Origin of the sequence: Rhodopseudomonas telluris (genome assembly GCF_042432815.1) — a bacterium.
Taxonomy (GTDB): Bacteria; Pseudomonadota; Alphaproteobacteria; order Rhizobiales; family Xanthobacteraceae; genus Rhodopseudomonas; species Rhodopseudomonas telluris.
The window spans coordinates 1,326,458-1,338,193 of sequence record NZ_JBHLWM010000001.1 but is presented as its reverse complement, the minus strand read 5'-3'; the positions used below and the strand labels follow the sequence as shown (position 1 = coordinate 1,338,193).

Sequence of the window (11,736 nt, the reverse complement as noted above, 5' to 3'; positions counted from 1 at the left end):
GGAGCCCTCGTGAGCACGATCCGACGGCACAAGACACTGTACCCGGCCGAAGTCATCGACATTGTCAACGTCACGCCGCGCATGCGGAGAATTACGGTTGCGGACAATAACGCGCCGCCCCCCGGCGATGGTCTGCCGGCGCAATGGATGAAGCTGTTCTTCCCGGCTCACGGCGACCAGCAACCGACGGGACGCGCCTACACGATTCGCCGGTTCGATCCGGACAGCGGCCGGATCACTTTCGACTTCGTGCTGCATGGCGACGAGGGTCCGGCCTCGCGCTGGGCCGGGCGGGCGCGGGTCGGCGACGTGCTTCAAGTTGGCGGTCCGCGCGGCGGCCATTTGATCGATACGCAGGCTGCGCAATACGTGCTGGTCGGCGACGCCACGGCCCTCCCCGCCATCGCGGCGATCCTGGAGGCGATGCCGAGCCACATCCGCGCCACCGCGTTGATCGAGGTGGCGGACATGGCTGAAGCAGCCTATCTGGCCGATCGCCCCAACCTCGACGTGACATGGTTATACGCAGGGACGTTCGTTCCAGGCGCCACGGGGTTGATCGAACGCGCCATTCGCGATGCCGTTATCGACACAAAGACCTGCCAAGTGTGGATCGCCGGGGAATCCGCGATGATGAAGGAAGTCCGCGCCCATCTGCTGCTCGACCGCGGGGTGATACATCCCGCGATCGACGCCGCCGGCTACTGGAAGCTCGGCTCCGCCGACCATCGCGAACGCGATTAGCAGTTTCGCTAGAGGCTACGCCGCGATGCGCTGCAGTTCGAATCCCTCAGCCAGAAGGCTGTAGCTGCGCTTGCGGGCTTCGTGGTCGTAGATCGCGGTGATCACCATCAATTCGTCGGCTTGGCTGGCTTTGATCAGTGGCTCCAGCATCTGCAGCACGGTGGTGGGGCTGCCGACGAACAGCCGCGAGCGGTTGCGCGCGATCGAGGCGCGGTCGGCGTCGGTCAATTGTATCGCTTGCGCTTCCTCCACGCTCGGCAGCGGGACATAGCGGCCGCGGTCGCGCAGCAGACGGCTGACATCCATCGACAGCGCGAGGCGCTCAGCTTCAGCATCGGTCTCACCGACCACCGCCGCGACGGCGAGGATGCCGTGCGGTTTCGTCCGCCAGCGCGTGGGCTGGAAGCGCGCGCGGTAGTGCGTCAGGGCTTCGACGGCATCGTAGGACGCGAAGTGATGCGCGAAGGCGAAGCCCATGCCCACCTGCGCGGCGAGCTCGGAGCTGTAGTCGCTGGAGCCGAGCAGCCAGATCGGTGGCAGCGGCGCGTCGTTCGGCATCGCCATCACGTTGTTGTAGGGATGGCCGGCCGGGAAGCCGCGCGTCTCCCACAACGTCAGCTCCTGCAACCGTTCCAGGAAATCGTCGCCCTCGCGGACATCGAGACGCCGACGCAGCGCGTGCATCGTCGCCTGATCGGTGCCGGGCGCGCGGCCGATGCCGAGATCGATCCGGCCGGGGAACAGCGCCTCGAGCATCTTGAAGCGCTCGGCGACCATCAGCGGCGCGTGGTTGGGCAGCATCACGCCGCCGGAGCCGACGCGAATCCGCTCGGTGACCGCCGCGATCTGCCCGATCATGATCTCGGGTGCCGGACTGGCCACCGACGGCAGATTGTGATGCTCGGCGAGCCAGTAGCGCTCGTAGCCGAGCTGATCCGCGTGGCGAGCCAGATCGATGGAATTGCGCAAGGCTGCCGCGGGCGGCGTGCCGGAGGTGACGACCGAGAGGTCGAGAATGGCGAGCGGTAACATTCCATTAAACTAGGGCGCGAGGCGGCGCTGCGCAAAGGTACCCGGCTAAGAAATTCGCTGTAGGGAGAAACCGACCGGCGGTGTGGGCAGAACTCGAGCAGCCTCGGGCTCACGAGCGGAGCCAACGAAGCTCTTTTGGGGAAATCGAGCGCTAACGCAGGTTATGGCTTGCAAAGCAACTCCGTTATGACGGCAAGGAACTCAATCCTGCCCACGCTCACCGCAGATTCACGCCTTTATCGGAGCAAATTTAGGCATGTTGGGCAAATTCCCATTCGATTTTCGTCGTGAGTGGGCTGGTCGTCGCCCCGGGTTCGGCCTAGGTTTATGCGGCTATCGCAGTGCCGCATGAATGCTGGGCCGGCGATGGGCCGTACGTTTCACCCTGACGTGCCGAGCTGAACGCTGGCAGACCCAAACCGCCATCCTGGATGACGTGACATGACCGACCTGTTGCCGCACCTTCCGGCGATTTCCTTCGAGTTCTTCCCACCGAAGACGGAGGAGATGGAGCGCAATCTGTGGCAGGCGATCAGCCGGCTGGCGCCGCTGGCGCCCCGCTTCGTCTCGGTCACCTATGGGGCGGGCGGCTCGACGCGCGAGCGGACGCATTCCACCATCGCCCGCATCCTGAAGGAAACCAGCCTGACGCCGGCGGCCCACCTCACCTGCGTCGACGCGCCCTGCGCCGATGTCGATGACGTGGTCGAGCGCTACTACGAGATCGGCGTCCGCCATATCGTGGCGCTGCGCGGCGATCCGTCCAGCGGACTCGGCGGGGCCTACGCGCCGCATCCGCAGGGCTATTGCAGTTCCGCCGAACTCGTGGCCGCGATCAAGCGCCGGCACCCGGATATCGACGTCACCGTCTCGGCCTATCCGGAGAAGCATCCGGAGAGCACCGGTTTCGACGCCGACCTCGACATGCTGCAAGCCAAGGTCGACGCCGGCGCGACCCGTGCCATCACCCAGTTCTTTTTCGACAACGATCTGTACTTCCGCTACCTCGACCGCGTCCGCGCCCGAGGAATCAACATTCCGATCGTGCCCGGTATTCTGCCGGTGCAGAACTTCAAGCAGGCCGCGAGCTTCGCGACCCGCGCCGGCGCCAGCGTGCCGGACTGGCTCGCGAAGCAGTTCGAAGGGCTCGACGACGACCCCGACACCCGCAAGCTGGTGGCCGCGACCGTCGCGGCCGGGCAAGTGCACAAGCTCGCCAAGCACGGCGTCGACACTTTCCACTTCTACACGATGAACCGCGCGGACCTGGTGTTCGCGATCAGCCACCTGCTCGGCCTCCGGCCGCAGGTCGCCGCGCAGAAAGCCGCATAACTCCATGACCCGACCGATCTCCCCGAAGCGGACCGAACTCACCGCGCTGGCGCGCGAGCGCATCCTCGTGCTCGACGGCGCGATGGGCACGATGATCCAGGCGCGGCAGTTCGACGAGGCCGCGTTTCGCGGCGAGCGGTTCAAGGATTTTCACCGCGATCTGCGCGGCAACAACGATCTGCTGATCCTGACGCAGCCGCAGGCCATCGAAGACATTCACGCCGATTATCTGCGCGCCGGCGCCGACATCGTCGCGACCAACACCTTCTCGTCGACCTCGATCGCACAGGCCGACTACGACCTGTCCGAGATCGCCTACGAGATGAGCCGCGAGGGCGCACGCCTCGCCCGCAACGCCGCGGCGAAGGTCGAGGCCGAGGACGGCAAGCCGCGCTTCGTTGCCGGCGCGATCGGCCCGACTAATCGGACCGCATCGATTTCGCCCGACGTCGCCAATCCCGGCTATCGCGCCGTGACTTTCGACGACCTGCGCATCGCCTATGGCGAGCAGATCAACGGCCTGCTCGATGGCGGCGCCGATCTGCTGCTGGTCGAGACCATTTTCGACACGCTCAACGCCAAGGCGGCGCTGTACGCGATCGCCGAGATCTGCGAAGCGCGTGGCATCGACGTGCCGGTGATGATCTCCGGCACGATCACCGACAAGTCCGGCCGCCTGCTGTCGGGCCAGATGCCGGAAGCGTTCTGGAATTCGGTGCGTCACGCCAAACCGCTGACGATCGGCTTCAACTGCGCGCTCGGCGCCAAGGATCTCCGCGCCCACATTGCCGACATCGGCCGCGTCGCCGATACGCTGGTCTGCGCCTATCCAAACGCCGGCCTGCCCAACGAATTCGGCCAATACGACGAGAGCCCGGAATACATGGCCGGGCTGGTCGGAGAATTCGCCGAAGCCGGCCTTGTCAACATCGTCGGCGGCTGCTGCGGCACCACGCCGGCACATATCAAGGCGATCGCCGACGCAGTCGCGCCGCACAAGCCGCGCGCGATCCCGACGGTCGAGCCGCGGCTGCGCTTGAGCGGCCTCGAACCGTTCGACCTGACCAAGGACATTCCGTTCGTCAATGTCGGCGAACGCACCAACGTCACCGGCTCGGCGAAATTCCGCAAGCTGATTACCGCCGGCGACTACGCCGCCGCGCTGCAGGTGGCACGCGACCAAGTCGAGAACGGCGCGCAGATCATCGACGTCAACATGGACGAAGGGCTTCTCGATTCCGAAGCCGCGATGGTGACGTTCCTCAATCTCGTCGCCGCCGAGCCGGACATCGCCAAGGTGCCGGTGATGGTCGACAGCTCGAAGTTCAATGTGATCGAGGCCGGCTTGAAGTGCCTGCAGGGCAAGCCGGTTGTGAATTCGATCTCGCTGAAGGAAGGCGAGGACAAGTTCATCCACGAGGCGGGCATCGCCCGCCGCCACGGCGCCGCCGTGGTGGTGATGGCGTTCGACGAGACCGGCCAGGCTGATACTTACGCGCGCAAGACCGAGATCTGCAAGCGCGCTTACGACATCCTGGTCGAGCGCGTCGGCTTTCCGCCGGAAGACATCATCTTCGATCCGAACATTTTTGCGATCGCCACCGGCCTCGAAGAGCACAACAACTACGGCGTCGATTTCATCGAGGCGACGCGCTGGATCCGCCAGAACCTGCCGCACGCGCACATCTCCGGCGGCGTCTCCAATCTGTCGTTCTCGTTCCGCGGCAACGAGCCAGTGCGCGAGGCGATGCACTCGGTGTTCCTGTATCACGCCATCAAGGCAGGCATGGACATGGGCATCGTCAATGCCGGGCAGATGATTGTTTACGACGACATCGATCCCGAACTGCGCCAGGTCTGCGAGGACGTCATCCTCAACCGCGATCCCGGGGCGTCGGAGCGTCTGCTGGCGCTCGCCGAAAAGTATCGCGGCCAGGGCAAGGCGGTGAAGGAGCAGGATCTCGCCTGGCGGAGCTGGCCGGTCGAGCAACGGCTCAGCCACGCGCTGGTGCACGGCATCACGGAATATATCGAGACCGACACCGAGGAAGCGCGGGCCAAGGCGGAGCGTCCGCTGCACGTGATCGAAGGTCCGCTGATGGCCGGCATGAACGTGGTCGGCGACCTGTTCGGCGACGGCAAGATGTTTCTGCCGCAGGTGGTGAAGTCGGCCCGCGTGATGAAGCAGGCGGTCGCCTATCTGATGCCGTTCATGGAGGAGGAGAAGGCGCGCAATCTCGCTGCCGGCACCGACCTCGGCGAACGCGCCACCGCCGGCAAGATCGTGCTCGCCACCGTCAAGGGCGACGTCCACGATATCGGCAAGAACATCGTCGGCATCGTGCTCCAGTGCAACAATTTCGAGGTGATCGACCTCGGCGTGATGGTGCCGGCCGCCAAGATCATCGAAACCGCGAAGGCCGAGAACGCCGACATCATCGGCCTGTCCGGCCTGATCACGCCGTCGCTCGATGAAATGAGCTTCCTCGCCGGCGAAATGCAGCGCAACGGCCTCGACATGCCGCTGCTGATCGGCGGCGCCACTACCAGTCGGGTCCACACCGCGGTGAAGATCGACCCGGCCTATCCGGCCGGCAGCGTGGTGCACGTGAATGACGCCAGCCGCGCGGTCGGCGTCGCCTCGTCGCTGCTGTCGCGCGAACGCGGTCCGGCTTACGCCGCCGAGATCCGTGCCGACTACGCCAAGATCACCGCCGCGCACCATCGCGCGCAGGCCGATAAGAAGCGGCTGCCGCTCGCTGCCGCCCGCGCTAACGCGGTGAAGATCGACTGGAGCGCCCACAAGCCGGTGAAGCCGTCCTTCCTCGGCGTCCGGCGCTTCGCCAACTATCCGCTGGCCGAGCTGGTCGAGTACATCGACTGGACGCCGTTCTTCCAGAGCTGGGAGCTCGCCGGGCGCTTCCCCGCGATCCTTGACGATCCCAAGGTCGGCGAAGCCGCGCGCGCGCTCTACGCGGATGCGCGCAAGATGCTCGACCGCATCGTCGCCGAGAACTGGTTCACCGCCAAGGCGGCGATCGGGTTCTGGCCGGTCAATGCGGCCGGCGACGACATCATCATCTACGCCGACGACGAGCGTGACGCCTCGATCGGCGCGCTGCACACGCTGCGCCAGCAGCTCGAGAAGCGCGAGGGGCGCGCCAACACCGCGCTGGCCGATTTCATCGCGCCGCGCGGCGTGCCGGACTATATCGGCGGCTTCGTCGTCACCGCCGGCATCGGCGAAGACATCGTCGCCGACAAGTTCAAGAACGATGGCGACGACTATTCGTCGATCCTGGTCAAGGCGCTGGCGGATCGCATCGCCGAGGCCTTCGCCGAGCGGATGCACGCCCGCGTCCGCCGCGAATTCTGGGGCTACGCGCCGGACGAGACGCTGTCGCCGGACGACCTGATCCTGGAGAAGTATCAGGGCATCCGCCCGGCCCCCGGCTATCCGGCCCAGCCCGACCACACCGAGAAGGCGACGCTGTTCCGCCTGCTCGACGCCGAACTCAATGCCGGCGTGACGCTGACCGAGAGCTATGCGATGTGGCCGGGGTCATCGGTGTCCGGCCTGTATTTCAGCCACCCGGACAGCTATTACTTCGGCGTCGGCAAGATCGAGCGCGATCAGGTGGAGGACTACGCGCGGCGCAAGGGCTGGAGCACGGCCGAGGCCGAGCGCTGGCTGGCCCCGGTGCTGAACTACATTCCCGAGCACAGGCCCGATGCTCCGCGCAGCGAAGAGCCGATGCCGCCGCTGGCGCCAGCCGGCGGGACGATGCCTGCCGCCGAAGAAATCAGCGACCTGCCGGCGCATCCGCCCGGCTGCAATTGTGCGGTGCATCTGGCGTGGCGCAAGAAGGCGGTCGGGGCGAAGTAAGCCCTGCCGCGCCGCGTCCGCCGGAGTTCCGGTCCGAGCAAGACTCCCTGCCTCCTGCTGTTCCTGAGGAACGATGCCCCGAGGGGCACGTTGCCGCGTCAGGAAACCAGGGAGCCTCGTCTCATGATCAAGTCACTCACGGCCGGCCTTTGTCTCGTCGCCCTTACCGGTTCGCTCGCCTTTGCGCAGCCGAGCCAGGGACAAGGTGGCGGCAATGCCGGAACCAATGGCACTAACGATACCACGATGCAGAACGGAACCATGGGCTCCGGCACCACCGGGACCGGTTCGGCGACTTCGGGCAGCATGACCAAGCCGCACGACACTAAGCACAACAACGGCATGAAGAAGAACAGCGGCACCGGCGCAGCCGGTGGCAGCATGTCGAAGTAATCCCGTTCGCAACCAACCTCGCGCCGCGCCTTGTTCGGGCGCGGCGTTTTTATTGGTCGGCGACGATCAGCTCGCTGGCGGACGCTTCGATCAGGCCGCCCGGACCGTGGCCAGGAAGCTGGTGACCTGCTCCTTGAGCATGGTGCTGTCGCGCGACAGCGACTGTGCTGCGCCGAGCACCTGCCCGGACGCGGAGCCGGTTTCGGTCGCACCGCGCTGGACCTCGACGATATTTTCCGAGACCTCCTGGGTGCCGATCGCGGCCTGCTGAATGTTGCGCGAGATCTCCTGAGTCGCGGCGCCCTGTTCCTCCACGGCCGACGCAATGGCCGAGGCGATCTGCGACATCTTCGAAATGGTGCCGCCAATCTGCCGGATAGCCGTGACCGAATGATCCGTGGCGGCCTGGATGCCGCTGATCTGCGCGCTGATCTCGCCCGTCGCTTTCGCCGTCTGCTCCGCCAGGGCCTTGACCTCGGCCGCCACCACCGCGAAGCCGCGCCCGGCTTCTCCGGCACGCGCCGCCTCGATCGTAGCGTTGAGCGCCAGCAGGTTGGTCTGGCCGGCGATCTGATTGATCAGCTCGACCACGTCGCCGATCCGCGCCGCCGCAGCGGATAGTTCGCTGACCTGGGCGTTGGTGCTCTGCGCCTGCGACACCGCCTCGTCGGCGATCCGCGCCGATTCCTGCACCTGCCGGCTGATCTCGTTAACCGACGAGGCCATCTCTTCGGTCGCCGACGCCACAGACGACACGTTGGTCGAGGCTTCTTCGGACGCCGCCGCCACCGCGGTCGTGACCTGCTGGGTGCGCTCTGCCGTCGCCGTCAACGTCGTCGCCGACGCCTCCAGTTCGGTCGAGGCCGACGACACCGTCTGCACGATCTCGCCGACGGCGCCTTCAAATTGATCCGCGAGCTGCATCATTTCCTGCTTGCGCAGCGCGGCCAGCCGGCGATCCTCGGCGGCCTTGGCCTCGGCTTCCGCGCGTGCCTTCTCCTCCGCCTTGACCTTGAACAACTCGACCGCCTGCGCCATGTCGCCGACCTCGTCGCCGCGCCCGAGGCCCGGCAGCACGACCTGGAAATTGCCGTCGGCGAGTTCGCGCATCCCGGCGCACAGGACGACCACCGGCTTGGCGATCGCGCGGCCGATCAGGAAGGCGAGCACGACACCCAGCACCAGCGCGCCGACCGCCAGCATCGCGACCAGACGCTCGGTCGCGGTGATCAGGTCGGCGGTCTCGTGTTCGATCTGCTTTTCTTCGGCAATGCCGGACGCCTTGATGGCTTCGGCATCGGCGGTGATCTCCTGCGCCACCTTGGTCATCTCGCCGTTGCTGAGCAGCTCGATCTCGTGCGCGGTGTGAGCGGCCTGATGATAGGCGTTGGCGTATTTGTCGACGTTGGCGTTGACGTCGGCGAAGACCTTGCGGACCTCGTCGTTGACGATCGACGCCGAGAACGCCGCCATCGCCACCTTCAACGCGGCGAGCGCCCGCTCCGCGCCATCCGCGGCGCTCTGCTCGTGGCGGCCGAGCAGCTTGTTGGCGTTGAGGCGGACCAGCAGCAACTGCTTCAGGGCCTCGCCCGCCAGCACCATGTTGTTGGAATTGCCCGAGCGGCTCACCGACAACGCCTGCATCTCCTCGATCTCGGCACGCGACTTCAGGCCGAGCGGATCCAGCGTCTCGCGGACTAGTCTGTCTTGCGTCTGCCGCAGCGCGATCAGCTTGTCGAACTGATTGCCGTAGAGCTTGAAGGCGTCGCTGAGCGCGACGAATTTCTGATGTCGCTCGGGATTCTTGGTTTCGGCGACCGCGCGCTCGATCAGTTCGCCGAGAACGGGCTGCCGCCGCTTGGCTTCCTGCATCGGAGCCGTCTCGCCGCTCAGCGCATATTCGCGGACCAGCCGGCGATAACCGACAAAGCCCCGCTCGACCTCGCGCGCCATGCCGACCACGGCGACGCGCTGATTGAATGTCTCGAAGCCGGTTTTGACGTTGCTGAAGCCGCGATAGGCCACCACCGCCAGAACCGCGGTCAGCGCGAGGATCAACGCGAAGCCGAGCATGATCTTGGTGTTGATCCGCCGGTTATTGAAGAAGCCGAACAGGCTGCTGGGCGTGTGGGCTTTAGTCGACATCTGAAATCCTCTGCGATCCGAAAACGGCCCGGGCGATGCAATCAGGACGCGTCGATCAGAAAGCGCCGATTGCGGCGCTGCACCGGCCGGGCGTTGTTGGGAAACAAGGCGGCGAAGCGCTGGATCTGCGCCGGCGACAGCTCGATTGGCTCCTTGAACACCGTCCAGGTCAGCCCCTCCGAGCATGGCGGCGTCGTCAGCGAGCCCATATAGCGGAAGTAACCGCCGCTCCTCGGCAACACCGCCGCCGGATCGACCGAACCTGACGCCCGCACCTCGGCGCCGGCGCTGGTCGGCATTTGATCGAACAAGGCTTTCAATGCGCCGTTCTCACTGCCGGGGCGGATCAGAACGCCGGTCACGGCGAGCGCGCCGTTGGCGGATTTGTGGACGAAATGACACTCCATCTCGAAGCGCTTGCCGCCCATCAGATGTTCGCTCGGATGATGGAAGTGAAACTGCAGCAAGTCGTAGCGCACGCCGTCGATCATGCAGGACGAGCCCGGATCGACGTTGACTTGGATGGTGTGGCCGTTGTTGACGATGCGCAGCGGGATCGGCTTGTAATCGTGATGCGCGGCGCCCGGCTCGCCCCGGATTCCGGCCGTCAGATCGATCGGCGTCTGCTCGCTGCCGAGCTGGCACACTTTGTAGTCGGCCTGAAGGTCGCCCCATTTCTCCGGAGCGCCCTCGCCGTCGTAACCCCAATGCACCGCGCCGGCGCCGTGCCCCGTCTCGCTCGCGACGCTTGCGCCCGCCACCGCGCAACAGGCGCAGGCGACAAATCCCCTGAGAACCGACCTTCGATCAACCGACATGTAGCCCTCTCCGCGTCGCCCGCTGGCGATGATGGCGCTTGCGCAATTCGGATATGTCTAGGTTTGTGGGTGACTTCTGCTCAACGCGTAGAAGTACGAAGTCGCGCTCCGGACTGACGCCATCGTTAAGCGCGCTCCGACCAAACCCGTCGAAAACCACCCGAGACATTCCGTCGAACTTAATGCCGCGGTCATCCGCACCATCGCCCCACCCGAGCCCACCGACTCAGCCAACCGAGCGTCTTCGTTACTTGTCCCGGTTCGAGACTAATAATGCGTTAGTTCGGTTCCATCTTCGGTCTTCCGCGGTGCCATTTCCGTGATGATACGCATCGCACGCTTGTCCGGCGTCGTTCGTCGATCGATGTGATGCGTAGAACTACGTGGCTTTGAGGGCGATCTTGCTGATTAGACCGGTGCGTGCCGTAGCGACACCGTGGTCGTGACGCGAGTGGAAGTGAGGGGCGAGGCGCTTCCAAGAAAGCAAACCGTCATCACCCGCGAAAGCGGGTGATCCAGTATCGCAGAGCGGTGGAGGAGAAAGGCACGGAGCTCCAACGAGCGTTCTGGGATACTGGGTCGCCCGGTCAAGCCGGGCGATGACGGGGGAGGATGCGGTTGCGCCCGTGCTCCACGTCGAACGAACGGATTCAATTATCAAACAGCCCCTTCGACGCTCTTCAAAGATCAGATCGCCATAGCATTGCGCAGCCCGAAACAGCCACAACTGCGCAACAGCCCGACGCAGCCACGCGCCCGCATTCTCGCGGCGCATCGCGCCCGAGGTTTGCTGCGGTCCCTTCGCCCTCCTTGGGAAGAGGGCGCGCGGAACGCCGGGTGCCCGATGCACCCGCGGCCTCGTGTGCGTAAGTAAAAAGCACACGAGTTAGACACCACGGTCACACCGGAGAACATCCGGCGTTCCGCGCGCGATGGTGCTTCCGGCTTATCTCGTGCTCTCCCCGGCGCCCGACACGGTTTTTGGTCGCCGTCGCGTCCGACCGTTCGCGTACGCTTCGGTGGAAGCGGAACGCCTGGTCGGGGCTTGATGCCACGCGGGACATCAGGACCACACGCCTTTGCCGTCCGCGGCAGCGTGGTCGTCAGCGCTTCGGTGTCGGCTCACGGGGCCTTTCGATGAAAGGGAGCCCGCCCTGCCTTCACGTCCCCGCCTGACGCTGCCGCGTCCATCGCCCCCCGCCCCGCGAACCGTGACGATCGCGTTTCGCCCCTCTCCCCGGGGCGGGTTGAGGCGGACTATAGTCCTTTTAGGAATTTGGTCAAGGGGCGCATGCACCGCGCAACCTCTCCCGCTTGCGGGAGAGGTCGGATCGCGGAGCGATCCGGGTGAGGGCACTCCGCTCCGCGAGTCGGGGAGTCAGTGCT

General features: G+C 65.5%; 7 protein-coding genes. 4 read left to right on the top strand and 3 right to left on the bottom strand.

Annotated elements, in window-relative coordinates; translation table 11 throughout:
• The first annotated feature begins 9 nt into the window (after window positions 1-9).
• Window positions 10-744 (top strand): siderophore-interacting protein, encoded by a 735-nt coding sequence (locus ACFFJ6_RS06020; RefSeq protein ID WP_378385362.1) that lies wholly within the window; start codon window positions 10-12, stop codon window positions 742-744.
• Window positions 745-759: 15 nt separating this feature from the next.
• Here ACFFJ6_RS06020 and ACFFJ6_RS06015 read toward each other — a convergent pair whose 3' ends face one another.
• Window positions 760-1,776, bottom strand: a complete 1,017-nt coding sequence (locus ACFFJ6_RS06015) for an LLM class flavin-dependent oxidoreductase (RefSeq protein WP_378385360.1) — start codon at window positions 1,774-1,776, stop codon at window positions 760-762.
• Window positions 1,777-2,217: 441 nt separating this feature from the next.
• On the opposite strand from ACFFJ6_RS06015, the gene metF reads away from it, so the two are divergent.
• The 3 genes from metF (at window position 2,218) to ACFFJ6_RS06000 (ending at window position 7,387) form a co-directional block, all read left to right on the top strand.
• Window positions 2,218-3,108, top strand: a complete 891-nt coding sequence (gene metF / locus ACFFJ6_RS06010) for a methylenetetrahydrofolate reductase [NAD(P)H] (RefSeq protein WP_378385358.1) — start codon at window positions 2,218-2,220, stop codon at window positions 3,106-3,108.
• Between the two features lie 4 nt (window positions 3,109-3,112).
• Complete coding sequence (metH, locus tag ACFFJ6_RS06005) at window positions 3,113-6,994, top strand: methionine synthase (protein WP_378385356.1); 3,882 nt, start codon at window positions 3,113-3,115, stop codon at window positions 6,992-6,994.
• Window positions 6,995-7,117: 123 nt separating this feature from the next.
• Entirely contained in the window at window positions 7,118-7,387 is a 270-nt protein-coding gene (locus ACFFJ6_RS06000; protein WP_378385354.1) for a hypothetical protein, read from the top strand.
• Window positions 7,388-7,477: 90 nt separating this feature from the next.
• On the opposite strand, the gene ACFFJ6_RS05995 is transcribed toward ACFFJ6_RS06000, so the two are convergent.
• Entirely contained in the window at window positions 7,478-9,532 is a 2,055-nt protein-coding gene (locus ACFFJ6_RS05995; RefSeq protein ID WP_378385352.1) for a HAMP domain-containing methyl-accepting chemotaxis protein, read from the bottom strand.
• 41 nt (window positions 9,533-9,573) lie between these two features.
• Window positions 9,574-10,350: a carbonic anhydrase gene (locus ACFFJ6_RS05990; protein WP_378385350.1), complete on the bottom strand. Its 777-nt coding sequence runs from the start codon at window positions 10,348-10,350 to the stop codon at window positions 9,574-9,576.
• Window positions 10,351-11,736 lie beyond the last annotated feature (1,386 nt).

What these genes read in the sequence shown, in the direction of transcription:
- metF (WP_378385358.1), top strand. Translation starts at nt 2,218, where the DNA reads ATGACCGACCTGTTGCCGCACCTTCCGGCGATTTCCTTCGAGTTCTTC.
- metH (WP_378385356.1), top strand. Translation starts at nt 3,113, where the DNA reads ATGACCCGACCGATCTCCCCGAAGCGGACCGAACTCACCGCGCTGGCG.
- ACFFJ6_RS05995 (WP_378385352.1), bottom strand. Translation starts at nt 9,532, where the DNA reads ATGTCGACTAAAGCCCACACGCCCAGCAGCCTGTTCGGCTTCTTCAAT.
- ACFFJ6_RS06015 (WP_378385360.1), bottom strand. Translation starts at nt 1,776, where the DNA reads ATGTTACCGCTCGCCATTCTCGACCTCTCGGTCGTCACCTCCGGCACG.
- ACFFJ6_RS06000 (WP_378385354.1), top strand. Translation starts at nt 7,118, where the DNA reads ATGATCAAGTCACTCACGGCCGGCCTTTGTCTCGTCGCCCTTACCGGT.
- ACFFJ6_RS05990 (WP_378385350.1), bottom strand. Translation starts at nt 10,350, where the DNA reads ATGTCGGTTGATCGAAGGTCGGTTCTCAGGGGATTTGTCGCCTGCGCC.